The organism is Desulfofustis glycolicus DSM 9705 (assembly GCF_900130015.1).
Classification (GTDB): domain Bacteria; phylum Desulfobacterota; class Desulfobulbia; order Desulfobulbales; family Desulfocapsaceae; genus Desulfofustis; species Desulfofustis glycolicus.
Genome location: NZ_FQXS01000003.1, coordinates 182,341 through 205,833, shown reverse-complemented (window position 1 = coordinate 205,833; position 23,493 = coordinate 182,341). Strand labels below are relative to the sequence as shown.

Annotated in this window: 25 protein-coding genes; 12 read left to right on the top strand and 13 right to left on the bottom strand. The window is 58.2% G+C overall.

All coding sequences use genetic code 11. The features are described 5' to 3' along the window. Window positions 1-17: 17 nt before the first annotated feature. From BUC26_RS04280 to BUC26_RS04255, 6 genes are all read left to right on the top strand, one after another. Window positions 18-1,544: a PAS domain-containing sensor histidine kinase gene (locus BUC26_RS04280; protein WP_073373598.1), complete on the top strand. Its 1,527-nt coding sequence runs from the start codon at window positions 18-20 to the stop codon at window positions 1,542-1,544. A 24-nt stretch (window positions 1,545-1,568) separates the two neighbouring features. Beyond that, the gene (locus BUC26_RS04275) at window positions 1,569-3,041 is read left to right on the top strand and encodes an ATP-binding response regulator (protein WP_073373597.1); all 1,473 of its coding nucleotides are present in this window, start codon (window positions 1,569-1,571) and stop codon (window positions 3,039-3,041) included. A 298-nt stretch (window positions 3,042-3,339) separates the two neighbouring features. Then, window positions 3,340-4,410, top strand: coding sequence for a redox-regulated ATPase YchF (gene ychF / locus BUC26_RS04270; protein ID WP_073373596.1), 1,071 nt, complete (start codon window positions 3,340-3,342; stop codon window positions 4,408-4,410). 94 nt (window positions 4,411-4,504) lie between these two features. After that, window positions 4,505-4,861 (top strand): hypothetical protein, encoded by a 357-nt coding sequence (locus BUC26_RS04265; RefSeq protein WP_143165905.1) that lies wholly within the window; start codon window positions 4,505-4,507, stop codon window positions 4,859-4,861. A 249-nt stretch (window positions 4,862-5,110) separates the two neighbouring features. Next, window positions 5,111-5,443 carry an STAS domain-containing protein gene (locus BUC26_RS04260; RefSeq protein ID WP_073373594.1) on the top strand — a complete coding sequence of 111 codons (333 nt, stop codon included), beginning with the start codon at window positions 5,111-5,113 and terminating at the stop codon, window positions 5,441-5,443. A 12-nt stretch (window positions 5,444-5,455) separates the two neighbouring features. Then, entirely contained in the window at window positions 5,456-6,742 is a 1,287-nt protein-coding gene (locus BUC26_RS04255; RefSeq protein WP_073373593.1) for a CBS domain-containing protein, read from the top strand. A gap of 1 nt (window position 6,743) precedes the next feature. On the opposite strand, the gene BUC26_RS04250 is transcribed toward BUC26_RS04255, so the two are convergent. The 10 genes from BUC26_RS04250 to BUC26_RS04205 all read right to left on the bottom strand — a co-directional run bounded on the left by BUC26_RS04250 (window position 6,744) and on the right by BUC26_RS04205 (window position 14,286). Continuing rightward, complete coding sequence (locus BUC26_RS04250; protein ID WP_084540441.1) at window positions 6,744-7,415, bottom strand: methylated-DNA--[protein]-cysteine S-methyltransferase; 672 nt, start codon at window positions 7,413-7,415, stop codon at window positions 6,744-6,746. 134 nt (window positions 7,416-7,549) lie between these two features. Beyond that, window positions 7,550-8,518: a Na+-dependent transporter gene (locus tag BUC26_RS04245; protein ID WP_073373591.1), complete on the bottom strand. Its 969-nt coding sequence runs from the start codon at window positions 8,516-8,518 to the stop codon at window positions 7,550-7,552. Window positions 8,519-8,535: 17 nt separating this feature from the next. Then, complete coding sequence (locus BUC26_RS04240) at window positions 8,536-9,498, bottom strand: sensor domain-containing diguanylate cyclase (protein ID WP_073373590.1); 963 nt, start codon at window positions 9,496-9,498, stop codon at window positions 8,536-8,538. An 83-nt stretch (window positions 9,499-9,581) separates the two neighbouring features. After that, on the bottom strand, window positions 9,582-10,280 hold the full coding sequence (locus BUC26_RS04235) for an aspartate/glutamate racemase family protein (protein WP_073373589.1): 699 nt from the start codon (window positions 10,278-10,280) through the stop codon (window positions 9,582-9,584). A gap of 255 nt (window positions 10,281-10,535) precedes the next feature. Then, complete coding sequence (locus BUC26_RS04230) at window positions 10,536-11,015, bottom strand: DUF5329 family protein (RefSeq protein WP_084540440.1); 480 nt, start codon at window positions 11,013-11,015, stop codon at window positions 10,536-10,538. Window positions 11,016-11,020: 5 nt separating this feature from the next. Further along, window positions 11,021-11,458, bottom strand: a complete 438-nt coding sequence (locus BUC26_RS04225) for a VOC family protein (RefSeq protein WP_084540439.1) — start codon at window positions 11,456-11,458, stop codon at window positions 11,021-11,023. A gap of 79 nt (window positions 11,459-11,537) precedes the next feature. Further along, complete coding sequence (locus BUC26_RS04220) at window positions 11,538-11,882, bottom strand: hypothetical protein (protein ID WP_073373588.1); 345 nt, start codon at window positions 11,880-11,882, stop codon at window positions 11,538-11,540. Window positions 11,883-11,934: 52 nt separating this feature from the next. Further along, window positions 11,935-12,375 (bottom strand): universal stress protein, encoded by a 441-nt coding sequence (locus tag BUC26_RS04215; RefSeq protein ID WP_073373587.1) that lies wholly within the window; start codon window positions 12,373-12,375, stop codon window positions 11,935-11,937. Window positions 12,376-12,478: 103 nt separating this feature from the next. Further along, entirely contained in the window at window positions 12,479-13,105 is a 627-nt protein-coding gene (locus BUC26_RS04210) for a LysE family translocator (RefSeq protein WP_073373586.1), read from the bottom strand. 59 nt (window positions 13,106-13,164) lie between these two features. Continuing rightward, window positions 13,165-14,286 (bottom strand): NADH:flavin oxidoreductase, encoded by a 1,122-nt coding sequence (locus BUC26_RS04205; protein WP_073373585.1) that lies wholly within the window; start codon window positions 14,284-14,286, stop codon window positions 13,165-13,167. Window positions 14,287-14,648: 362 nt separating this feature from the next. On the opposite strand from BUC26_RS04205, the gene BUC26_RS04200 reads away from it, so the two are divergent. Continuing rightward, the gene (locus BUC26_RS04200; RefSeq protein ID WP_244155781.1) at window positions 14,649-15,083 is read left to right on the top strand and encodes a sll1863 family stress response protein; all 435 of its coding nucleotides are present in this window, start codon (window positions 14,649-14,651) and stop codon (window positions 15,081-15,083) included. Window positions 15,084-15,176: 93 nt separating this feature from the next. After that, on the top strand, window positions 15,177-15,404 hold the full coding sequence (locus BUC26_RS04195) for a ChaB family protein (protein ID WP_073373584.1): 228 nt from the start codon (window positions 15,177-15,179) through the stop codon (window positions 15,402-15,404). A 248-nt stretch (window positions 15,405-15,652) separates the two neighbouring features. Here the strand turns inward: BUC26_RS04195 and BUC26_RS04190 are convergent, their stop codons facing one another. Beyond that, window positions 15,653-15,856 (bottom strand): hypothetical protein, encoded by a 204-nt coding sequence (locus BUC26_RS04190; protein WP_073373583.1) that lies wholly within the window; start codon window positions 15,854-15,856, stop codon window positions 15,653-15,655. Window positions 15,857-15,907: 51 nt separating this feature from the next. Beyond that, window positions 15,908-16,483, bottom strand: coding sequence for a lipid-binding SYLF domain-containing protein (locus BUC26_RS04185; protein ID WP_073373582.1), 576 nt, complete (start codon window positions 16,481-16,483; stop codon window positions 15,908-15,910). Between the two features lie 326 nt (window positions 16,484-16,809). Between BUC26_RS04185 and cooS the strand changes: the two genes are divergently transcribed. From cooS to BUC26_RS04165, 4 genes are all read left to right on the top strand, one after another. Next, the gene (gene cooS, locus BUC26_RS04180; protein ID WP_073373581.1) at window positions 16,810-18,771 is read left to right on the top strand and encodes an anaerobic carbon-monoxide dehydrogenase catalytic subunit; all 1,962 of its coding nucleotides are present in this window, start codon (window positions 16,810-16,812) and stop codon (window positions 18,769-18,771) included. A gap of 74 nt (window positions 18,772-18,845) precedes the next feature. Then, a complete protein-coding gene (locus BUC26_RS04175) occupies window positions 18,846-19,295 on the top strand; it encodes a hypothetical protein (protein WP_073373580.1) in 450 nt (149 codons plus the stop codon). 3 nt (window positions 19,296-19,298) lie between these two features. Beyond that, window positions 19,299-20,759 carry a sigma-54-dependent transcriptional regulator gene (locus BUC26_RS04170; RefSeq protein WP_244155780.1) on the top strand — a complete coding sequence of 487 codons (1,461 nt, stop codon included), beginning with the start codon at window positions 19,299-19,301 and terminating at the stop codon, window positions 20,757-20,759. Window positions 20,760-20,771: 12 nt separating this feature from the next. Then, window positions 20,772-21,905 (top strand): hypothetical protein, encoded by a 1,134-nt coding sequence (locus tag BUC26_RS04165; protein WP_073373579.1) that lies wholly within the window; start codon window positions 20,772-20,774, stop codon window positions 21,903-21,905. A gap of 130 nt (window positions 21,906-22,035) precedes the next feature. Here BUC26_RS04165 and BUC26_RS04160 read toward each other — a convergent pair whose 3' ends face one another. Further along, window positions 22,036-22,887, bottom strand: a complete 852-nt coding sequence (locus tag BUC26_RS04160; RefSeq protein WP_073373578.1) for a hypothetical protein — start codon at window positions 22,885-22,887, stop codon at window positions 22,036-22,038. Window positions 22,888-23,493 lie beyond the last annotated feature (606 nt).

The window sequence follows — 23,493 nt, the reverse complement described above, 5'->3', positions numbered from 1 at the left end:
GACCGAGTGGTACAGCCATGACTATCCATCCTGAAGAAATGCGCTGGCGACTTCGGGTCTTTGACTCGCTGTCGTTTCCGACCCGCGTGCTGCGGCCCGACGGCACCATCGTCGCCGTCAACGATGTCTTTTTGCAGGTCAATCGGGACCTGGCCGAGAATATCGTCGGCAGGACCTGTATCGAGGCCAATCGTCGCCACTTCCCCAACCAGACCTTTCCCTGCATGAACAACCGGGAGTGCCCGCTGTGCCGTGCCGTGGACAGCAAGGCCGGTCAGTCGGTGCTGCTCCACACCGTTGACGAGCATGGTGAGGAGCGCTGGGAAGACCGGGTCTTTTCGCCGATTCTTGATGATGATGGCCGGGTCGGCTACGTGATCGAGAGCATCCGCGATGTGACCAGCGTCAAGCGCTTGGAAAAACTCTACAGCGATATGCGGGAGTTGATCGACAAGGTGGTGCAGAGCTCGGTCAGCGGGATCATCGCCGCCAATCGTTCGGGCGACATCATCCTGGCCAATAAAGCGGCTGAGGAATTATTTGGTTATACCTCCGATGAGGTCGGCGAAGTCTCCATCGAAGATTTCTATCCCGCAGGGGTGGCCCGGGAGATCATGCGGAAACTGCGCGACGAGCGGCTTGGGGGCCGGGGTAAGCTGCCCATTACCCGGGTCGATATCGTCAACAAGGCTGGTACGCGGATCCCGGTGGAAATGACAGCGGCCATTATCTACGAAAATGGTGAGGAGGTCGCTTCCGCAGGGATCTTCAACGATCTTCGAGAGAAACTGGCGGTGGAGAGGAAACTGCAAGAGGCCCAGGCCAAGATCGGTCAGACCGAGAAAATGGCATCCCTTGGCCGACTCGCCGCCGGTGTTGCCCACGAGATAAACAACCCGTTGACCAGCATCCTTCTTTACGGTTCGATGATGCGGGAAAAGCTGGAGAAGGATCATCCGCTCAGTCAAAATATCGACTACATCCTCGAGGATGCCGATCGCTGCCGGGAGATCGTCAAGAACCTGCTCGCCTACAGCCGGCAATCGAGCGCCTCGAAAGAAGTCTTCGCTTTCAACAGCCTGGTCACCGACAGCCTGCGACTGATTCACGATCAGCGGTTGTTCATGAACGTCGAGGTAGTTAAGGTGCTGACCGATGACGAATTGCTGGTGCGGGCCGACAAGAACCAGATTTGTCAGGTGGTTATCAACCTGATTATGAACGCCGTCGACGCGATGGAAGAAAAAGGGGTGTTAACCCTGGCAACCGCCAAGGACGAGGGCACCGGAACGGCGATATTGACCGTCACCGATACCGGCGGCGGCATTCTGCAGGAGAACCTGTCCAAGATTTTCGACCCGTTTTTCACCACCAAAGATCTGGGCAAGGGAACCGGCCTCGGGCTGAGCATGGCCTACGGGGTCATGGAAGAGAACCAGGGGGTCATCTACGTCAAAGAGACCGGCCTCGACGGCACCAGTTTTGCCCTGGAACTGCCGTATGTCTCCGTATCCAGCAATGAGATTTACGAATCGATCGGCTAATCCCCCCATCAAGAGGAGCAGTTCATGAAAGAAACAGTACCGGTAGTCGAAGAGCCCGGACGTTCGAAGATTCTCGTTGTGGACGATGAGCCCCGCATCCGTGACGCCTGCCGGATGGTACTCAGCGAAGAGGGATTTGAGGTCGCCCTGGCCGCCGACGGCAACGAGGGGGTGCAGATGATTCGCGAGGAGCACTTCGACGTGATCCTGGTCGATCTGATGATGCCGGTGCTTTCCGGCTTCGAGGTGCTGTCCTACGTGCGGGAATCCCATCCCGATACGGTGGTCATCGTCATTACCGGCTATGCGACGCTGGAGCATTCGATCAACGCGATGAAGCGCGGCGCCTTTGATTTTATCCCGAAACCGTTCACCCCCGATCAGCTGCGAGCGGTGGTGGCCAAGGCGATCAAGTACAACCGGGCTCTGCAGGATATCGCCGATACCAATTCCCGGCTGAAGACCATGGTCAACCGCCTCACCGACGGGGTCATGGCATCGGATCGGGACAAGAAGGTGGTGGTCGCCAACCCGGCCTTTCTGCATTTGATCGACTATCACGGTGAACCGGTGCGCGGCCGTGCTGTCACCGATTTCGACATCGGCGAGCAATTGCTGACACTGATCGACCAAGCGCTGGTCATGCCGGACGACACCTTCACCGAACTGACCGCGGAAATCACCCGCACCGGTGAGGGCGGAGAGCGGATCGTGCGGGCCACCTGCGTGCCGTTTCGCGGGCGGAACGGTGTGACCATAGGGACCATCACGGTGCTCAGCGATATCACGGCGCTCAAGGAGTTCGACAGGATCCGCTCCGACTTCGTGTCGATGGTCTGCCATGAAGTACGCAGCCCGATGAATTCGATGATGATGCAGCTCAAGGTAGTTCTCGACGGCCTGGCCGGTGAACTCAGCGGTAGGCAGCGCGAGATCCTGGAGCGCGTTTCCGAGAAAATGAACGGTTTGACAACAATGGTCTCGGAGTTGCTCGACCTGTCGCGGCTTGAGTCCGGGTTGATCGCCAGTGAAAAATCAGCGGTGAACATGGCTGAGCTGTTTCGCGAGCAAATCGCTTTCCATGAGGCCAACGGTGCCAGAAAAGAGATCACTCTGACGCTCGACGTCCCGGAGTCGCTGCCGCCGGCGCTAGCCAACCAGCGAAGCATGGAAGAGGTGGTCACCAACCTGATCACCAACGCCATCAAGTATTCTCCGGAGGGCAGCACAGTTCGGCTTATGGCCAGAATCGAAAACGAGTATCTGCGGTTTTCTGTCCGGGACAACGGCTACGGCATTCCGGAAGAGGATCTGAAACGGATCTTCGATCGTTTCTATCGGGTCAACGACGAGAACACCAGGGCCATCGTCGGTACCGGGCTTGGCCTGGCTATCGTCAAGAGCATTGTCGACGCTCATCATGGCAGCATCAAGGTCACCAGCACGCCGGGTAGCGGCAGTACGTTTACCGTTCTTCTGCCGCTGGCCGATATCTGAGTCGACCGTCTTCTTCCTCTTTGTCGCAGGGTGTACCTTCGGGAGGCCGGTGGCAGGATTGTCTTCGGGCCCGGGAAACTGCTTGCCGTTTGCTGCCGTCCCAGCTAGCCTGTCAGTGGTGGCAAACGGGAAAATGTCGTGGCGCTGCCGGGAAGAGCAGGCAAAGTTCGCAGAGTATGGTATAAGACCGCCTGCCGCAGCTGTGGCGATACCGCCGGGATGCGGGGCCGGTAAACTGAAATGACGGATGGCGTCGGCCTACAGGCAGGCCCCGTGAGTGATTATCGATGAGGCGTATATGAAAGTTGGCATAATGGGCTTGCCGCAGACTGGCAAGAAGACATTGTTTCAGGTCTTGACCGGCAGCAGCCTGCCGGAACTGGCCGGGACTGCAAAGGCGATTCCGGGGACTGCCGAGATTCACGATGACCGGTTCGACCGGCTCGTCGAACTCTACGGTCCGAAAAAAGAGGCTCAGGCCAGAATCGATCTGGTCCTGCTACCGAAGATGGAACAGGAATCTATCGCCCGCGGTGATATTTTTCGTGATATCAGTGATGTCGACGCTCTCTGTCACGTAGTTCGGGCCTTTGGCGATGAGTCCATCTATCACGCATCCGGTTCGGTCGATCCGCTTCGCGACGTAGAGATGGTCAATGCGGAACTGCTGATGCACGACCAGATATTCGTCGAAAAACGTATCGAGCGACTGGAAACAAGCATCAAGAAAATCAAGGACGATCGGCAGCTCAAGGAACTGGATCTGATGCAGCGTATCCAGGCCCACCTTGAAGCGGAAAAACCGTTGCGCCTGCTGTCGTTCTCCGATGACGAGGATCTGCTGATCCGCAGTTATCCGTTGATCACCCGCAAGGAGCTGATTCTTGTCTTCAATGTCGATGAAGACGGCCTTGGCGACCACTCCCTGCTCGATCAGGTTGCTGAGCGGTGCCGACAGGATAAAATGGAGGCGATGATCGTTTCGGCCAAGGTCGAGGCGGAGATCGTACTGCTCGACAGCGAGGAGGAGCGGCGCGAGTTTCTTGATGATCTCGGCATTGCCGAATCGGCGCTGGAAATGCTGACCAAGCTCTGTCTGCAGGCCCTCGGCCGCATCTCCTTTTTCACCGTCGGGAAGGATGAAGTAAGGCAATGGCTGGTCAGGGTCGGTGCTTCGGCGCCGGTCGCCGCAGGTGTCATCCACTCCGATCTGCAGAAGGGGTTCATTCGCGCCGAGGTGATGAAGTACGATGAACTGATGGCCTGCGGCAGTGAAGCCGAGTTGAAAAAAGCGGGCAAGATGTACGTGCAGGGCAAGGATTACATCGTTGTCGACGGCGATATCCTCAATATTCGCTTCAATGTCTGATAGGCGGCTTCTTGGACGGGAAGCCCGGCACATTTCCGGAGCCGTCGCTTTCGCTTTCGTTCTGGGGTGTTTGCTGGCGGTCTCCTCTTGGCCCGTGGGTGCCTCTGCCGAGTCCCGGCAGCAGTGTGCCGCGCTGACGGGGGAGTGGATCAACGAGCTCGATCGTGATGACCGGGTATTGCTCGTCAGGCGCACCCGGGATCAGTGTCTCGGTGCCGCCCGTTGGATGAGGCAGCAGACGATGGCCGGCAGCGAGCGGGTTAAACGGCAGGTCTGCCAGGACCTGGTGTTGATCTGGGCCTTCAAGGAGTGCGAATACCGGCGTGATTATATCGATCGGCTTGCCTATGCCCCGTGTATGGCCTGGTCCAGAGAGATGCATCGTCGCTGCCTCGCCGACGATCTGGCCTGGTTCGAGGCCGCTGCCGATGGCGATACCCGCGATAGGTAAGGGCTTTCGGCGCGTTTTCGGCAGACAAGTCCGGGGAAAACGACGACGGAATGGTTTTATATGAAGATCAGTTCCCCAGGCTGGCCGGTTCTGCCGGAAGCTGCATCGCGAAGGCCCGGGTGGCCGGAAAAACAGGCCTGAAGGGCGGTGGACAGGACGTCCGCAGCAGTTGGAGGCAGAACCGGCCAGCCTTTCCGACCACGACGTTGATTTTCATGCTTCGTTGTGGTTCCCTATCATGGGGGTTTTATGGAATTAACGACTACAACCGATGAAGATCTGTTGATCATCTCACCACAGGGCCGGCTCGACGCCGTGACGGCGCCGCTCTTCGACCGGCAGGTGGAAGAGCGGCTGCCGGCTCAGGCGACACGGGTTCTGGTCAATTGCAGCGGGCTCGATTATATCAGCAGTGCCGGGCTGCGCAGCGTTCTGGCGCTGGCCAAGAAATTGCAGAATCGAGGTGGCCGGGTTGTTCTCAGCGATCTGCACGGTCCGGTCCGGGAGGTTTTTGAAATGGCCGGTCTGTACAGCATGCTGAAGATTTACGATACCGAGGCGGCGGCCCGGGCCGATGGGTGAAACGGGGCGCAGATGATTGCCGTCACCACCCACAGCAATACCGATTTCGATGCGCTGGCCTCCATGGTCGCCGCTTCGCTGCTCTATCCCCAGGCACTGCGGGTCATCCCCAGCCAGGTCCAACCAGCGGTGCGGGAGTTTTTGGCCGTGCACTGGGATCTGCTTCGTCTCTCCTCGCGCAAGAGTGTCGACCTCGATTCTATCAATCGCTTGATCGTGACCGATACCGCCAGCTGGCAGCGGCTGGACACCATGGACGAGTTGGCCCGGCGCAACGATGTGAGCTGCATCGTCTTCGATCACCACCCGGCTCCGGGGACCATCGCCGCAGCCGAGATCCAGCAGGAAGAGGTCGGCGCCGCCGTCACCCTGTTGCTCGAGCGGCTGCAGGCCGCCGACACGCCGTTTTCACCGATGCATGCCACCCTGTTCCTGCTCGGGATTTACGACGATACCGGGTCCTTGTCCTTTCCCAGCACCACCGCCCGTGATGTACGGATGGCAGCGTTCCTGATGGAAAACGGGGCCGACCTGAACGTCGTTTCCGCCTATCTCGATGATACCCTCGATGAGCGACATCTCGAATTGTTCAGCCGGATGCTGGGGGAGTCCGAATCGTTACAGGTCGGCAGTCTGCGGCTTGGCATCTGCGTCCAGGATGCCGATAAAGGGCTCACCATGCTGCCGACCGTGGTCAGCAAGTTCAAGGAGATTAAGGGCCTTGATGCGGCGTTCGGTGTATTTCCGATGGGACCGCAGAAAACGGTGGTCATCGGGCGGGGCAACCCGCGTCTCTTCGATGTCGGTGCAGTGGTACGGAAACTGGGCGGCGGCGGTCATGCCGGTGCTGGGTCGGCCATGGTTGGCTCCCCGCTGGCCGACGTGCGGCTCCAGCTCACCGAACTGCTGCAGCGGACCGAGATCGAGGAAACGAGCGTCCGGACCTTGATGTCTACCGACGTGCCAATATTGGAGCCGACTGTTACGGTACGTCAGGCCATCGATCGGCTTGGCGACACGGGACGCCAGGCCCTGCTGATCGTCGATGGCGAACGCCGGGTGCTCGGCTCGTTCAGCAGCCAGCAGGCCGCCAGGATCAAACAAGAGCGGCAGTTGGAGCACACGGTGACCGGTATGATGCGCGGCCAGGTACCATTTGTTACCCCTAATCAGCCCTTGCGCGACGCCCTGCAACTGATGGCCCGCAGCGAACTGGGCTTTCTGCCGGTACTGGAAGACGGCCGGTTCCTTGGAGAGATCACCCGTGCCGCCATCATCCTGAACATGTACGATTTCTGAATCACCTCGGCACCGATTTTTTATCGTTTATCCAAGCTGCGTTCGAGGCAGTATTTTCCCGATGCAGCAGGGTGCGCTTTCGGTCGATGCCCCAGCGGAAACCACCCAGCGATCCGTTGCTGCTGATGACCCGGTGACAGGGGACGACCACGGCCAGCCTGTTGGCGGCGCAGGCCCCGGCCACCGCACGGGCCGCCCGGGGACGGCCAAGGCGGTGGGCCACCTCTCCGTAGCTGACCGTGCTGCCGGGTGGAATCTGGCGCAAGAACTGCCAGACCTGCTGCTGGAAGGCGGTCCCCTGAATGTCGAGGGTCAGGTCGATAGTCTTCGGTGGCGTTTCGAGTAGGGTAATCACTTCGGCAACGATCGACGAGAATTCCGGCCCGACGTCTGCCAGCCGTGCCTTGGGGAAATGGCGGCGCAGCTGCGCGGATACGGCCTGCCGATCATCACCCAATTCGATGGCGCAGATGCCGCGTTCGGTCATGGCTACCGCGACCCAACCGAGAAAGCAGGGAGCGCACGCGAAACGGATGGTTGAACTGGCGGTCCCGCCTGTACGAGGCGCTGCGGGTGGCGTGGCCAATCGTTGTCGAGTCTCTTCCGGGTATCGCCCCGAGTGCGAGTGCCGAAGGGGTTTGTCAGGGGTAGAGGTGTGTTGGTCGGTCTTCATTGTATCTCCTTTTTCTGCCGTGCTCCCATGGAATTAGTATAAGCGTCCTGCCGGTCGAAAACATCCCTTTCGTCTGCGGAAAAGCTGACTTTCTCGTTGACGCGGCAGGGATTGATCGGGTGGTGACCATGTTGTTACCGTCTTCTTCCATTCCGGTTGAGCAGGCGCCGGGCCAGCGGTTGTAGCAGGTAGGGGCCGAGATAGATCGGGAACTGGGCCAATGCGAAATAGAGCCAGGTTAACTCCGGCAGCGCGCCGCCGGTGGCGGCGAGCATCAGCCCCATGTTGCGCTGGGAAGAGAGAAACCCGAGCGCCAGGGCACGCTCTCGGCCGGTTCGCCAGAAAATTAAGACGGAGAGCAGCAGCAGGGCGAGGTAGATCGCGAAGGCCAGTACAATCAGGGCAAGGGTGAAAAGCGGTGCCGCGAGGAACCGGTCGGCGACGTTTTCCATGATGGCGGCGACAAAGATGAAGAGAAAGATGATATTGCCGCCGTTGATCGCATCCGCGCGCCGTTCGATCGCTGCCAGACCGAAGACCCGACGGGCGCCAAAACCGACCAGGGCCGAGCCGGCGAGAATCGCCGACAGCTTCAGGCCGAGGTCCAGCGGGGCCAACGATAATGCCGGGCCGAGGAACAGGGAGGCAAACAGCGGCGCGGTTAGCGGAATGATCGCGGTACTGGTAATCAACGTCGCCAGTACCAGGGCGGCGTCGAGACCGATCAGCGAGGCAAAGGCGGGAGCGGCCATGATCGGCGAGGCGATGGCCTGCAGCATCAGTGCCAGGAACAAATGTGGAGACTGTGCCGGCAGGCCGAGCCCCAGGCAGCCGGAAGCGAAGACCAGCGGTACGAGTACCGATGTCCAGGCGGTTGCCGCCAAGACAAGGCCCGGGCGTTTTAAGTAGGCCCGGAAAGCGACCATGTCGACCCGCATGAAGGCGAAGCAGAGCAGCACGAAGATGGTTTCGGTGACGAGCGGTTTGAAGAGTGTGCCAAGTGGCGGTGCTGCGATGCCGATGATGACGAGTGCCGCTACCGCACGGGTGCCTTGCCGACCGAGCCAGGACAGAGCCCCCGTGAGATGATTGATCTGCACCATGAGCGGTGTTGTCCCTGTTATTCTGCGGTCGTGGGGCCTTTGTCGGAGCCGGGGGGGGACTCGTCCTGGCAGACGATCCGGTCGCGCCCCTGGTTCTTGGCCTGGTAGAGGAGTCTGTCCGCCGCTTCGATCAGTTCTGTTGCTGTCGAAACCTGGTCTGGATACATTGTTGCGACGCCGATACTTGCCGTCATCGTCGGCGAAGTCGGTGCGTTCTCATTGGCGATGCCAAGGTCACGGATTGCCGCGAGAACTTGTTTGGCCAGGAGGCACGACTGCTGCAGGGATGTATTACCATAGATGATTGCAAACTCTTCCCCGCCGTAGCGGGCGCACAGGTCGCCAGGCCGGTTGGCGAAGTTTTGCAGAGTATTTCCAATGGCTTTCAGACAGTCGTCGCCGGCCAGGTGGCCGTACGTGTCGTTGAGTAGCTTGAAATGATCGATATCGATAATTGCCAGCGAGATCGGCAGGCTGAGACGGGCACAGCGTTTCCATTCGGCCTCGAGGAATTCATCGAAACGGCGGCGATTGGCAATTCCAGTCAGACCGTCGAGGCGAGAGAGGCTAATAACCTGTTCCTCGGCTAATTTGCGCTCGGTGATATTATGGTGAGAGATGACGAAACAACGGGTTTGTCCCATTGAAAAAGAGGAAACACGCATCATGAACCAGCGCTTTTCGCGCGGGCTGTGGCACGGGTATTCGAGGGAGAACGACGGTTTTGTACCGCTGATCACCGCACGCAGGCCGTCGGCGGCCAGCGACCCGAAGTCATCGCCCATTGCAGAGGCGGTATTGCAGACGTCGAGGTAATTGATGTTTTGCCAGTTGTTGTCGATAATCAGACAGTTGTTCTGTTTGCCAAAAAGCGTCCAACTGCGGTTGACGAAGAGGATGGTTCCTTGTTGATCGATCACTACGATGTGTTCGGTGATGGCGTCAAGGACCCGTTTGAGAAATGCGTAGGACTCAATCATCGGCTGACACGGTAAACGGTTTGACAGGAAGAGACGATCCACCGGTCGACCGGTGACGCCGAATCGACCATCGAGCCGGCCGGTTATGCCTCGCGCAGCGCATAGTCGACCGCCTGTTCGGCGTGAATCTTCGTAGTGTCGAAGAGTCTGACACCCGTATCGTCCTGGTTTACCAGCATTCCGATTTCGGTACAACCAAGAATGACCGCTTCGGCACCCCGTTTGGCCAGTGCCTCGATTATGTCGAGGTAGGCCCGGCGCGATTCGGCCTTCTGCCTGCCAAGGCAGAGCTCATTGAAGATGACGTCGTGAACCAGCCGGCGGTCTTGTTTCTCCGGGATCAGGACGTTCAGGCCGTAATTGTCTCTCAGCCGCCCCTTGTAGAAGTCCTGCTCCATCGTGAACGCGGTGCCGAGGAGGCCGACGGTCCGAATGCCGTTTCGAATCAAGGCTTCGGCGGTGGCATCGCCAATGTGCAGGAGCGGCACGGAGATCTCCCGCTCGATGCGAGGCGCGACCTTATGCATGGTATTGGTGCAGATAAGCAGAAAGTCGGCGCCGGCAGCCTCGACCTTCCGGGCCGCATCGGCCAGCAGATCGCCCATCTGCTGCCAGTCTCCGCACCGCTGCAGGGTCTCGATCGGTTCGAAATCGACGCTGTACAGTGCGATCTTGGCCGAATGGAAACCACCCAGGCGGGCCTTGATACCTTCGTTGATCGCCCGGTAATAGCCGATGGTACTCTCCCAACTCATGCCGCCCAACAGCCCGATTGTTTTCATGGCTTCCCCGGTTGCTTCCTGCTCTAATCTTTATCGGTTTACCGGCCGACAAATGTCAACCGGCGGCGTGACAGGCCGTAACCTGTCTTTTGCTATACTTTCCCGGACTGGATGTCACAACGAACAATACAAACCATCTTCGTGGCCGGCAGGCCTGGTCGGTCCTTCCTCCGGCTGCTGCGTTGCTTCCGACGTTACAGCCATTCAGCCTGAGCGGTCGTGGGGCAGTTTTGGATAATCCGTCGCGATGTGCCGTCATGGGGGCTCGTGCTGCCGTAGCTCAGCAAGGATACCGGTCAGCCAGTCCGCGGTTTTCAGCACCGTGTCTGACCGGCACTGTACCAGGTACGCTCTGCCCGAGATGCTGCTGGCGGTCGCTGCCTGCCTGATAAAGTCTTCCGTTGAGTCGATACGATCGCGTCGGAGCAGATAACGATACTTTCTGCCGATATGTTCGGCTGCTTCGTCGGCTTCATGCCAGGTGCCGTTTCGGTTGAATCGGCACGGTGCGGTCCTGATGTGTTCAAGCAGGTGATCGATCTCAATGGCTACTTGCGGGTCGAGGGTATCCGCCTCCGCTCCGGTCGGCATCAGTAGCCAGCAGCAGAGCAACAGCGACATCAGCAACGAGGATGTGCTCCAGAGAGTCCGCGTCGTGGCGCCGGTGGTTTCAAGGGCCACCAGGGAGAGGCGATTGATGTGGGGGGCCGGAGGGACGCCATGGTTTCGTTGCATCGCTGTCAGCCTGCCTGAAAGTGCATGTCGCCGTGTTCGTCGAAACCGAACATCGGTCCCCAGGCAATTTCCCAGCAATACCCGTCACGATCGGCGAAGTATCCGTTGAAGCCGCCCCAGAACGTTTCCTGGGGTTCTCGCAGAATACGGGCGCCGGCGTTTCGAGCGCGATCGATGATGGCGATGACATCTTCCCTGTTCCGGGCATTATGGGCCAGGGTAATGCCGCTGAAGCCGGTGCGGGCCGGGGTGATTTCCGGGGAGATATCGGCGGCCAGCGCGTCGATCGGATAGAGGGCCAGCCAGCTGCCCGGCAGTTCAATGAAGACGACGCCGTCATAGGAGCGGTTGGGCGGCGTAGCGAGCACGGCTTCATAGAATGAAGCCGCTTTTGCCAGATCGGCGACACCGAGGGTTATCATCGAGAGTCGTGGAATTTTCATGTTGGCTTCTTGTCTTTTTTGTTGAGGGGGCTTGAGTGGATGTAACCGATTCTTTTCGGTTATGCTGATGAACCACGTTTCAGGCCAATGACAGCGAGTTGATAACAACAGCCCAGCAGTTGAGCAAAATAACAAAGAGCAGAAAGATGTTTCCGAGCCGGCGATGCAGACCGACAAAACCGATCACCGCCACGAGCTGCAGACCTTTGCCGGCAAGATTACCGAGATCCCCGCCGACAGCGGTCATAAGCCATCTTGTAATCGTATTCGCCTCGGCATCAGAACCGTATTTTGCGACAAAAGCCGAAGTCGTGGCTATATCGTAGGCCATGGTGATCACGAGGATAAGCCACCAGACGAGGTACCGTCTCAGGGAAAATGCAATATTTTCACGAAATGCTATCTGCTCGCCAAGAATCTTCATCCGGCTTGTCGGCTGTGCGTCATGAGTTTCACTGTGTCGGTATCCTGCCGATTTACGTGTCGCGGCGCGTCGGCACGACCAGTACGGGGCAGACTGCCCCGCGCAATACCCCTTCGCTGACGCTGCCCACCAGAAGTTGATACATTGCTCCCCGTCCGTGGGAGCCGACGATAATCATATCAATATTCAGTTTACGCGCCCTCTCGAGAATTGTCTCGCCTGTAACGCCTTGTACGAGCAGGGCGGTGATATCCAGACCGGTCGCGCGCATCCGTTTGGCAATGTGTTGAATGTTGCGGTGTTCCGTATGGAACCGCTCCGCCAGGAAATCCCGCTCTGCCTGTGGACCTGGCTGATAGCCGACGAAATCCGGTTCCGGCTCGGCGACATGGAGGAGCCACACTTTTGCAGAATGCGTGACGGCGATTTCCTCAGCTTGGCGCACGATTGCTTCCGTCGCGTCGGAAAAATCAATTGCCACCAGGATGTTCATGAGTTCTCTCCGGGTCGAATTTCTTCTGCTGGGGTTACGTACTTCCAGGTCGCTTGTTCCATCGGTCTCCGTCGGTGTCCGGTTTGCGATCGACTGGGAACGGCTATGAAGTACGCTGCATCGCGGCCGTGACGACCCCGGCGCCGATCAGAGCAGCTCCGCCGCAACGATTGAACCAGGTGCGAACATGTTTCTTGCCGACAGCTTCACGCAACCGGCTGGCAAATGACGCATAAAGTGCGGCGTTGATCAAGGCGAGCAGCAGAAACGTCCCACCGAGCAGGAGGAGCTGGCTCCATACGGGTTTGCCGGTTGTTATGAATTGCGGTAGAAAGGCCACGAAAAAGGCGATGCTTTTTGGGTTGAGCGCGGTGACGACAAAAGAACTGCGCAACAGTGACCGCTGTGAGAAACCCGCTGGCTGCCGGTGACCGGCAACGAGATCCGGGGTCGCTCTCCAGAGTTTGATCCCCAGAAAGAGCAGGTAGGCCGCGCCGATCCATTTGAACACGATAAAAAGTGTGGCCGAGGTACTGATGAGCGCCCCCAGCCCAAGCAGCGAGCAGGTCATCGCGGTCAGATCGCCGAGCACCACGCCGGCTGCCAGCGGAACCACCGAACCGCGCCCGTGGGTTATCGCTTGACTGATCACCAGAATGATGGTCGGTCCCGGGATGACCAGAATCAACGTTGTCGCCACAAGATAGGCAATCCAGATTTCCAGGCTCATATCGGTCCCTCGTTGATGGTGCGATGGTCGTTCCGGCGCCGTCCGGCAGCGGGCACCGTTCAGCCGGCGTTCGATTGCTTCATTGTTTCCTTTTCTGCGGTTACACAATACACTCCGCTGCCGGCGAACCCCGGCTTGAAGCAGAGATTGTCCGATGTGCAGGCGGCCCTGCGCCGGTCACCGCTTTGCCAGCGATTGACCAGGGCGGGTTCCCTGATAAGCGGCCTGCTCATGGCGATGAAATCGGCAGTCCCGTCGGCAACGACAGCCTGAGCCACCTCGAAGGAGCGCACGCCGCCGACGAGTATTACCGGTACGTTGGTGGCGTTTTTGATCCTGCCGGCGTATTCTTTGAAATACGCCTCTTGATCCGCCGTGGCGATTTTCGGTCGGCTGGGTGACAGCTTGCCGCCCAAAATGGTGCCGCCGCTGACTTCGATGGCATCGAAGCCTTCGTCGGCAAAAAGCGTGGCGGCAGTCAGCGCATCGTCGCCGGTCAAGCCATTGTCGATAAAGTCGGCACAATTCATCTTGATCAGAATCGGGTAATCTTTGCCGACTACCGCTCTGATGGCACGGTATATCTGCAGGTGGATCCGAGCCCGGTTGCCGATCGATCCGCCATAGTCGTCATCCCGCCTATTGTAGGCCGGGGAGAGAAACTGGCTGAGAAGATAACCATGGGCGGAGTGGAGTTCAACTCCATCGAAACCGGCTTGTTGTGCTTTTCCCGCTGCTTGGGCAAAGGAGGAAACGAGAGCTTCGATATCCGCCACCGTTGCGACCCGAACGGCTCCCTGAGGAAAATCGTCGGTGCCGGACACGGCGAGAGCAGCCTGGCCGGTCAACTCTGTATTGGCGTGGATCCCGGCATGGGCGAGTTGCATGACTATCTTGGCATCGTGGGCGTGTACCGCTGACACCATTTCTTGTAGTCCAGAAATCAGGGCCCCGTCGTGGATGCCGAGTTGCCGGGGCGTCGCCTGACCTGCCGGCGAGACGAAAGCGTGACTGGTAATTATCAACCCGACGCCGCCCTCAGCAAGCGTCGTCATCATTTCGGTCAGGTCCGCCGTGGCGGCTCCGTCTTCGCCGGCGCGTCCTTCCCAAGTGGCGGAGCGAACGAATCTGTTTTTAACAGACATGGTGTTGATGCCATGTTCAGTGAACAATCTGCTCATCTGGTATCCCCTGTGCTTTCGATTCCTGAAGCGAGAGCCATTTGCAAAACAATCTTTTCGCCCAAACTCCGCGTTATGCTCAAAATTTTATCCTCGGAATATCAATTATATGCCTGTGGTAAAATTTTTAGCATGCCTTGATTTTGAACGGAAATCTAAGTTTTGCAAAAGGCTCGCGAGTGTCTGGCGTACGGTGTTATCGACCGGACCTGCAAACATATCTCAGATCGACAATTCTTACCATGATTGATCACCGATCTTTCGCACTGTCCATTCGGTTGAGCGATCGATACCGTGTTAGGGGAACGCCGCCATGTTTGGCTCGGAAGAACCGAATCTGGATTGCTCCGTTGTAGCCGTCGATGCGCCAGCAAAAAATATCATTTTATGGTATAGTTACGGGTAACGATATGCGGGGTTCGCATTTTTTTGCGGGTATGCTCGGGGGCAAAGAAGAGATGACCCGTATCGCTGCACCGCTTCGTCAATCAACCGCAATGGAGGAAACCATGAGCATGAAAGATGCATACCAACAGAAGATTGAAGCGCAGTTGGATGAATGGAAAGCAGAAATCGAGAAAATGAAGGCGCGGGCAAAAGACGCCGACGCCGATGGTCAGCTCGAATATTATAAGCAGATCGACGAGTTGCGAATGAAACAGGAAGCGGCGCGAGAAAAGCTGAGTGAGCTGAAACGGGCCGGCGAGGATGCCTGGGAAGATCTCAAATCCGGTATGGAACTTGCCTGGGACTCACTCGGCGATGCGATGAAATCGGCTCGTTCGCGCTTCAAGTAACTATGCTCGAAGTTCTGCAGGAGATGCAAGTCAGGTGCGGAAGAGGTGTTCCCGCACGCGTTGCAGCAACGATCATCGGCAAGGAGGTTGCCCATGCCGTACGATACACTGCAAGGCCTGCCGGAGGCGGTCCGGCAGGCCTTGCCGAAACATGCCCAGGAAATCTATTTGGCAGCGTTCAACAATGCCTGGGATCAGTACCGGGATGAGGACAGCAGAAGAGATGACGATTCACGGGAAGAAGTGGCCCACAAAGTCGCTTGGTCGGCCGTGAAACAGAAATACGAGAAACACGGGGAGCGCTGGCAACGGAAGCCATGATCAGGCTGGGCGAACCGGCGACTGCAGCTTCGCGGGGAGCGGGCCGGGTCGAGCTTACCCCCCGAAAACGCACGGTCTGCGGTAGCGACTGAGGATATACCTCGGATCGGTTGCTTTTCTGCTTGTTTCGCTGCTGCTAACCTGGATGAGCGAGGCATAGGCAGCGGCCGGTATGGCGGCCGGCAGCCCCTGGTGGCTTTTGCCTCAGGAGAGGTGTCCTTCTTCCTGAGGCAAAATGATGTCTGGAGTTAACCGCGAACGCGTTTGATGGTGCCGTTGCTGATCATCGACTGGAATTGGCTCAGTAACGTCTGTTCCTCCTTGTCGATGTGACCATCTTCGTGGGCGTGTTCCATGATATTCTTATACTCCTCGGGGGTTACCTCAAGATCGTCGATGGCGTGTTTGATCAATTCCTTGAGGTTTGACGCTGATGCACTCACTTTTTTCATCAGGATATCTCCGTGTGTGTTGGTCCGGCAGTTACCGGTATTTTCCATTGATCACAATGGCTGGAAAGTAAATTTTTGGCCGCCGACGGAAAACTCGTACATCAGGCCGCCCTGGGCGTGGACGAAGGTGGCGAAGCCTTTGACATAGCCGGTCTCCGCCTGGATACCGGTGCGCGGACCGGTGCTGACGCCGGCGCTGGTGCCGGTGGTGCCGGCCTGGGCGCTCACGCCGGCCGTGACGGCCACCGCCTGCGCAGTGGCGTCGAATTCGAAGCTGCCGCTGATAAATTCACGGTAGGCCCGTTCGTCCTGGAAGAAGATGATTTCGCTGAAGGCCTGACCGCCTGCCTGGAACCCGATTGAGCCTTCGATCACCGAGGTTGTGCCGGTGACGACGTCGCCCCGATAGACCTGGCCTTTCCCGTAGGAGCCGCCGACGACGAAACCGGCTTTACCGATCAGCGGAAAAACGGCATAGCCGTAAGAAGCGGCAAAAAATTTCTCGACAACGGGTGAGCTGCGAAACAGCTCGATGGTGCTTGAATAATCCTTCGGTTGTGCGGCTGCTTGATGCGTGCCGAAACTGAACGATAACAAACTGAGAATAAGGGCTGTCAACAGTTTCATGATCTGCTCCTGACGTTGTGGTTTGTAGGTTTCGGATAATGCGCGGTGGGTTGCTCGTCACCACCGGTGAGAAATCGCCGGCGCTCATAGACAAGGTGCGCCCTGTCCACCCTCGACACAATAGTCATTACGGTGGCGTTGGCCAGTCTGGTGGCCTCCTGCGCGGCATGAACTTCTCGTTGACAATGCTACAATGTGGCGGTATCGTTGTATGGTAATGGGAATTGTTCTTATTCTTTGTGGCTGGAACTGCAGGACTGCGGCATCTTCGTGCCGGCAGATCAGGTATCCCGTCATCCCCCAACTGTCACGAGACCGGAGGAGTCATGGCCAAACCGAAACAAATCATTCGACCGGAAGATATCACCATCTGTGAGTCGACCCAGCAGATGATCAGCAAGGCCCGCCGGGACGGCGTTGAGCTGTTCTTCGACCGGGCCGAAGAACTCAAGCCGTGTCCGATCGGCGCCGATTCGGCCTGTTGTAAACATTGCTCGATGGGGCCGTGCCGGATGAACCCGACCGATCCGTACAAGCGGGTCGGGGTCTGCGGCGCCAGTATCGACACCATCGCCACGCGGAACTTTGGGAGGATGGTGGCCGCCGGCACCGCAGCCCATACCGATCACGGTATGGCCATGCTCGAGCTGTTTCGCGGTGTCATCGAAGGGACAATCACCGATTTTCAGATCAAGGACCACCTCAAGCTCGGCGAAGTCGCCGCCTCACTCGATATCGAGACGGACGGGCGGGAGATCAAGGAGATCGCCGCCGATGTCTACCGGGAGCTGGAAAAGACCTATACCCAGGTCGAAGGCGAGATTCCGCTGGTCAAGCGGGTTCCGGCCAAGACGCTGGAAACCTGGCGGCGCGAAGGAATTGTGCCGCGCGGCGCGATGCGCGAGATCATGGAGATGATGCACCGCACGGCGATCGGCGTCGACCAGGATTATGAAAACCTGACCAAGCAGATCTCGCGGACGGCCTTGGCCGATGGCTGGGGCGGTTCGATGGTCTCCACTGATATCTCCGATATCCTGTTCGGTACCCCGTCGCCGGTGGAGATCACCGTTGATATGGGAGTGCTCAAGGAGGACCAGGTCAATATCATCGTCCACGGCCACGAGCCGAATCTGCTCGAAGCGATGATGGTCTCCACCGCGGCGCCGAGCCTGCAGCAGATGGCCGCCGAGGCCGGGGCCAAGGGCATCAACCTGGTCGGCATGTGTTGCTCCGGGCTCGAGGTCCTATCGCGCCACGGCATCCCCCATGCCGGCAATTTCTCGTCTACCGAGGCGGCGCTGGTTACCGGGGCGGTCGATGCGATGACCGTCGATATCCAGTGCATCAAGCAGGATCTGCACAAGGTCGCCGGCTGCTACGACACGGTGTTCGTCACCACCAACTATCGGGCGAAAATCGAGGGCGCCCAGCATATCGAACTCGACGAGCATGACCCGCTGAAGTGCACCGACGAGATCGTCATCAAGGCGATCAGCCGGTTCAAGAACCGCTCGCACCCGATCGAGATACCCCGCCGGGTCGGCCGCGGCGTGCACGGCTTCTCGCACGAATACATCAAATATATGCTGGGCGGATCGTTTCGGGGTGGCTATGAGCCGCTCAATGATAATATTATCAATGGGCGGATTCGCGGCGTCGCCGGTGTGGTCGGTTGCACCAACCCGCGCTCGAAGCAGGATTTTTCTCACGTCGAGTTGGTCAAGGAGCTGATCAAGAACGATGTGCTCGTCGTTCAGACCGGCTGTTCGCAGGTGGCGCTGGCCAAGGCCGGCCTGACCACTCCGGGTGCCGCGGCGCTGGCCGGGGCAGGCCTGGCCGAAGTCTGCGAGACCGTCGGCATCCCGCCGGTGCTCGGGCTTGGTTCCTGTGTCGACAACAGTCGCATCTTGATGGCGGTGGCCGAGATGGTCAAAACCGGCGGTCTCGGCGAATCGATTGCCGATCTGCCGGTTGCCGGCTGCGCACCGGAGTGGATGAGCGAAAAGGCCATTGCCATCGGCCAGTATTTCGTGGCATCGGGGGTCTTCACCGTGTTCGGGCACACCTTCCCGATCACCAGGGAGACCAAGTTCGAGAAGCTCCTTTTCGAAGGGTTGGCGAGCAAAGGTCTCGGCAGCTGGGGCTTTGCCGATGATCCTTACGAGATGGCCCGGCTGATGCTCGCCCATATCGACAAGAAGCGCCAAGCCCTCGGCATCGATACCGCCCGGGAACGGGTCCTGGTCGATATGGACGCTCGCCGGGGACTGGCCGCCAACGAGTGAGGCATCGATGCCTGGACCGTCGTTTCCGTATTCGGCGGGGATGACGGTCCGGGCAGATCGGTCAGAGAAAGACGATGAAGACCATATTTAGCGGCATCTATAGTTGGGACGGCAAGAAACATGACGAACGGCCGCCCATCGCCTGGTTTCCCGGTTCCTACCACCTGCATATCTGTGAGGTGGAGCGGGGGACGAAGAATGTTACTCTGCTCAAACCGTATGTCTGTATCTACCAGGAAACAGGAAAGGGGCATTCCATTTCCGCTGACCCCGAGCGGTTCATGCAGCATATCTGTCACGACTTCTCCCTGGCTGTCGACCGGGTGCTCTGGGTCGAGCGTTCGCGACTGCCGGCGTCCGGCGACTATCAGGTAATTGTTTTCACCAAGAATGGCCGCCTTGGAGGGCAGGACTTTTATCGGATCAGTAAGCGGTCGCCGATTGGCGCGGAACAGCAAGTGATCGAGCAGGCGGCGGCGGAGTCGACGGCAGCGGGATCACCATCCATCAAACAGCAGGCGTGAGTCGTGAGCGGATTGAAGACCGTGGAACCTCACCGGCCGGCAACGGCTGCGCCGATCCCGGGTCCGAGCGTCGGCGACACTACGACCATCCTGCTGATTGATGACGACCCCGCTCTTTTGCAGGAGACGACCCGTCATCTCGAAACCGAGGGCTATCGGGTCCTGCCGGCGGCTGATAGCCGTGCAGCGCTGCGGCTGGCTCGGGAACGCTTCGTTGACTTGGCCGTCATCGACGATCATCGCAATGGTGAAAACAGCCTGCTGCTGATGGATGATTTGCGCGAATTGCAGTGGGGCCTCCCGGCGATTGTTCTCACCGACAACGGCACCATCGACCGGGCGGTCGATGTCATCAAACACGGGGCCTGTCATTACCTGACCAAACCGTTGGACGGTGTCAGGCTGGTCGCGCAAATCAAGAGCTGTCTGCAGCAGAGCCGGATGATCAACGGTTATCCGCAACCGCTGGCAACATCGCGCCAGGAGGTTGAATCACTGCCGAACCTGGCCCCGGCCTGTGCCCGGATTATTACCTCAAGTCGGGCGATGAAGGAGGTCCTGGCCAAGGTAAGCCAGGTTGCCGTTACCGATTCCAATGTCTATATCGAAGGGGAAAGCGGCACCGGCAAGGAACTCGTCGCCCGTTGTCTGCATGGTGCCAGTCGTCGCAAGGATGGTCCATTCATCGCTGTCAATTGTGCCGCTATCCCGGAAAATCTGCTGGAAAGCGAGTTGCTCGGCTATGAAAAAGGCGCCTTCACCGGTGCCGACGGCCGCCGCGAGGGGCTCTTCGCGCGGGCCCATGGCGGCAGTTTCTTTTTCGACGAGTTGTCAGAACTGCCATTGTCCATGCAGGCGAAATTGCTGCGCATTCTCGAAGAGCGGGAGTTTTACCCGTTGGGCAGCAACCGCAAGGTCACCGTCGATGTGCGGATCATTGCCGCTTCCAACCGCCGTTTGGAGCAGCAGATGCGCGACGGCACCTTCCGTGAAGACCTCTATTATCGGATCCGGGTGATCCCTATTACCCTGCCGCCGTTGCGGGAGCGCAAGGAGGATATCCTGCCGCTGGCGCACTATTTTCTCGACAAGTTCAGCCACGACACCGGGAAAACGGTAAGTGATATCAGCCCAGCAGCCGCCCGGAAATTAATGAACCTCGACTGGCCGGGCAACATTCGGGAGCTGGAAAACGCAATGGAGTATGCCGTCGCTCTGGCTCAGGGGAAGACGGTGACGCCGGAATTGATTATAGGGTCGGCGTCTCCGGGAACCGGCGTGCCGCCGATTCGACATGCCCGGGACAGTTTCGAGAAGGATTACCTTACGCAACTCCTGGACCACCACCAGGGTAACGTCAGCCGGGCAGCAAAGGAGGCAGGTATGTATCGAGCCGACTTTTATACGTTGTTGCGCAAACACGGGTTGTCCCCAGAGCGCTTTCGACGCGCCTGGAAACAGTAAGATCGAGAAACCATGATGAAAGAAACATGCGGTGCGCAGGCACCGGGTTGCCGCCAACGCCAGGTTGGCGCGCGCCAGACATGGACAGCGGCATATCTATTGCTGACAGTTGTCCTGCTTCTGCTGGCGACCGGACTGGCCGGTGGCGATACCGGCAGCCGAACGGAAGAGGGAAAATTTTCGCGTCTGGTGGAGATGCTCGGTGAGAAAGACGGTGAGCTGCAGTTTATACCGTTTACAGAATTTTTACCGGACCGGGAACGAACCGATCACGGCACCTGCGTCGACTATCTGCAGTCCCAGCCCGATCTGATTCAGCGAATTCGCGACGACCTCGGTTGTGAAGAGGTAAACTGGCAGCTTGATGCCATGTCCTATCGTCTCCTGTACGTCCCGGAACCACGAGAAGAGGTGGCTGAGCTGTTTGTCGAGTACTCTCGTGAGACCATCGATGACTTGTTGGCTCGGACCGGTCTGGCAGATCCGTATCATTCAATTTCCACCGTGATGGAGCACGGCGTGGAGCCGTTCGACGGTGGACAGGGAATCAAGGCGGTTATTGTCCGGGACTTGGCTCGGGAATATAAAGCGCGTTACAAATTCAGCGGTGATACGGAGAAACATATCAGTCTTGATCTTGCCGGCAGGTCGTCTGTCGATGAGGTCGGTTCCTTCTCGAGTTATATCAGTTATTCGGAAGAAACCGACAGCTGGCGTTTTATGCGTGCCCGTAAGACCATCTGGAAAAGTGCCTCGGATAATCCCTATACGGTTCTGATGACGCCCCTCGAGGAGACCCTGCATATCGGTCTGCGTGATGCGACCGAGAGGGCGATCATGGAGACTATCGAGGCCAGCGAGCAACTTCCCACCATGACGGAGGTCGGTGGTATCGTCGAGCGGTGGATGGCGGTTGAGGAAGCGGTGGTCGGCGGGCTGGTCTATCATCTCGTTCCCGAAGTGTTGATTACGCGTATTCCGGAACTGCCGGAAACCATGATCCGGGAAGATCTGGAGACCAAAGCCGAATTCGAAAAATATCGTTTGCTGCCTCGGGCGATCGAGGTAGTCGCTGATCTGGGGGTGCGTGGAAGCGTTGCTCTCTTTATGAAATCCCCTGACGAGATGGAGCGTCTACTGCAGTAACTGCGGATGCCAGGCAGAACCATTGACCGCAGACGCGAACCCATGAAAACAGAGAAAAAAGGGGGGGCGTCTGCGACGCCCCCCTGACTCACCGGTGCCGGCGCTGGCCGGCAAGAATTTCAGATTTTTTTTAGTTGATAACGTTGTAGTCACTGACCTCGATCACTTTCTCGCCGGCCCGTTCCATCACGCTACCCTTGATTTCGACCGACCTGCCGTCAAGGTCGCTCAGCTTGAGTCCCTTGGCATTGTCCGCCAGGCTGAAGGTGTTTCCATTGCCGGCCCGGAAGGTTACGGAGTCGGTGGCGGCAAGCTCCTCAGAGTGCCACCTGATCGGATTGTCGTTACTGATCGTCCCGGACAGACTTACTCGCTCTTCTGCCGGCAGTCTCAGCGCCGCTCCGCTGTCGAAACGCCCCTCGTCGCTGTTCCAGCTGACCAGACGGACGTCATCCCCGGAGCCTGATGCGGCGAGCCGGTCGGCTGCCGGGGCGCTGTCGATAATCTCGGCGCCGCTGGTGAAGTTACCTTCATCGAAGTTCCAGGATACGATGTGCCGCTCGTCGGAACTGCGCGAGGAGGTAGCCATGCTTTGCTCGGGTGCGGCTTTCTTGGAATCGGTCACAGTCGTTACCGAGCGATCCAGGTAGTCTTCCTTGAAGTTCCAGTTGACCAGGCGAGCGTCATCGCCGAAACCCGAAGCGGCGAGTTGGTCAGTTGTCGGGCCGCTGTCGATGATTTCGGCGCCGCTGCTGAAATTGCCTTCATCGAAGTTCCAGGATACGACGTGTCGCTCGTCGGAACCGCGCGAGGAGGCAGCCATGCTTTGCTCGGGTGCCGCTTTCTTTGAGTCGGTGACTGACGTTACCGATCGATCCAGGTAGTTTTCCTTGAAGTTCCAGCTGACCGCTGCGGCGGTGCCGGCGATACCCAGAGATGCGACGAACATGAATGCTGTCGTGGTAGAGATAATTTTTTTCATGACGGTACTCCTTCAATTTTTTTCCGCCCGTTGTCGGGCAGGGTAGTTTTAGTTTGTTCCCTTGGCCACCTATGGATAGTTTCGGGAACGATCGATTCTCTGATCATTGTATGAGTCCGAAAACTCATCTCTTGCCTTTTATAGAGCAATACCCATGCCAGCTTGGAGTAATATAAAATATGCTGTAATCAAAGTAAGTTAAGGAGAAGGCGTCGAAGACCGTCAGGGTGCCGAGTGAAGGGCAAAACCATACACTCTCGGAGCAACTTCTAGTTCGCTCAATAAATCATTATTATTCAAGGTGTTACCGAACCCATCGTGAAGGGAATAACCTTCACTGTCACAAGGCGATCTTCAACCAGAAAGAAACGTTTGTGGCTAGCGGGTCGCGTTTACTAAGACCTTTCGCTCCTGCCTGAATCAACTCGCGACAGTGGATCTGGACCCGGCGCGTTGCCGAGCAGCTTGAGGTGATATGTGCGGACGAAAAAAAAGGGGGCGTCTGCGACGCCCCCTGACTCACCGCTGCCGGCGCTGGCCGGCAAGGGTTTCAGATTATTTTTAGTTGATAACGTTGTAGTCGCTGACCTCGATCACTTTCTCGCC

What these genes read in the sequence shown, in the direction of transcription:
- BUC26_RS04245 (WP_073373591.1), bottom strand. Translation starts at nt 8,518, where the DNA reads ATGGTGCAGATCAATCATCTCACGGGGGCTCTGTCCTGGCTCGGTCGG.
- BUC26_RS04185 (WP_073373582.1), bottom strand. Translation starts at nt 16,483, where the DNA reads ATGAAACTGTTGACAGCCCTTATTCTCAGTTTGTTATCGTTCAGTTTC.
- BUC26_RS04190 (WP_073373583.1), bottom strand. Translation starts at nt 15,856, where the DNA reads ATGAAAAAAGTGAGTGCATCAGCGTCAAACCTCAAGGAATTGATCAAA.
- BUC26_RS04160 (WP_073373578.1), bottom strand. Translation starts at nt 22,887, where the DNA reads ATGAAAAAAATTATCTCTACCACGACAGCATTCATGTTCGTCGCATCT.
- BUC26_RS04255 (WP_073373593.1), top strand. Translation starts at nt 5,456, where the DNA reads ATGATTGCCGTCACCACCCACAGCAATACCGATTTCGATGCGCTGGCC.
- BUC26_RS04165 (WP_073373579.1), top strand. Translation starts at nt 20,772, where the DNA reads ATGATGAAAGAAACATGCGGTGCGCAGGCACCGGGTTGCCGCCAACGC.
- BUC26_RS04200 (WP_244155781.1), top strand. Translation starts at nt 14,649, where the DNA reads ATGCGCCAGCAAAAAATATCATTTTATGGTATAGTTACGGGTAACGAT.
- cooS (WP_073373581.1), top strand. Translation starts at nt 16,810, where the DNA reads ATGGCCAAACCGAAACAAATCATTCGACCGGAAGATATCACCATCTGT.
- BUC26_RS04275 (WP_073373597.1), top strand. Translation starts at nt 1,569, where the DNA reads ATGAAAGAAACAGTACCGGTAGTCGAAGAGCCCGGACGTTCGAAGATT.
- BUC26_RS04215 (WP_073373587.1), bottom strand. Translation starts at nt 12,375, where the DNA reads ATGAACATCCTGGTGGCAATTGATTTTTCCGACGCGACGGAAGCAATC.
- BUC26_RS04205 (WP_073373585.1), bottom strand. Translation starts at nt 14,286, where the DNA reads ATGAGCAGATTGTTCACTGAACATGGCATCAACACCATGTCTGTTAAA.
- ychF (WP_073373596.1), top strand. Translation starts at nt 3,340, where the DNA reads ATGAAAGTTGGCATAATGGGCTTGCCGCAGACTGGCAAGAAGACATTG.
- BUC26_RS04250 (WP_084540441.1), bottom strand. Translation starts at nt 7,415, where the DNA reads ATGAAGACCGACCAACACACCTCTACCCCTGACAAACCCCTTCGGCAC.
- BUC26_RS04195 (WP_073373584.1), top strand. Translation starts at nt 15,177, where the DNA reads ATGCCGTACGATACACTGCAAGGCCTGCCGGAGGCGGTCCGGCAGGCC.
- BUC26_RS04175 (WP_073373580.1), top strand. Translation starts at nt 18,846, where the DNA reads ATGAAGACCATATTTAGCGGCATCTATAGTTGGGACGGCAAGAAACAT.
- BUC26_RS04260 (WP_073373594.1), top strand. Translation starts at nt 5,111, where the DNA reads ATGGAATTAACGACTACAACCGATGAAGATCTGTTGATCATCTCACCA.
- BUC26_RS04230 (WP_084540440.1), bottom strand. Translation starts at nt 11,015, where the DNA reads ATGCAACGAAACCATGGCGTCCCTCCGGCCCCCCACATCAATCGCCTC.
- BUC26_RS04280 (WP_073373598.1), top strand. Translation starts at nt 18, where the DNA reads ATGACTATCCATCCTGAAGAAATGCGCTGGCGACTTCGGGTCTTTGAC.
- BUC26_RS04220 (WP_073373588.1), bottom strand. Translation starts at nt 11,882, where the DNA reads ATGAAGATTCTTGGCGAGCAGATAGCATTTCGTGAAAATATTGCATTT.
- BUC26_RS04235 (WP_073373589.1), bottom strand. Translation starts at nt 10,280, where the DNA reads ATGAAAACAATCGGGCTGTTGGGCGGCATGAGTTGGGAGAGTACCATC.
- BUC26_RS04210 (WP_073373586.1), bottom strand. Translation starts at nt 13,105, where the DNA reads ATGAGCCTGGAAATCTGGATTGCCTATCTTGTGGCGACAACGTTGATT.
- BUC26_RS04225 (WP_084540439.1), bottom strand. Translation starts at nt 11,458, where the DNA reads ATGAAAATTCCACGACTCTCGATGATAACCCTCGGTGTCGCCGATCTG.
- BUC26_RS04240 (WP_073373590.1), bottom strand. Translation starts at nt 9,498, where the DNA reads ATGATTGAGTCCTACGCATTTCTCAAACGGGTCCTTGACGCCATCACC.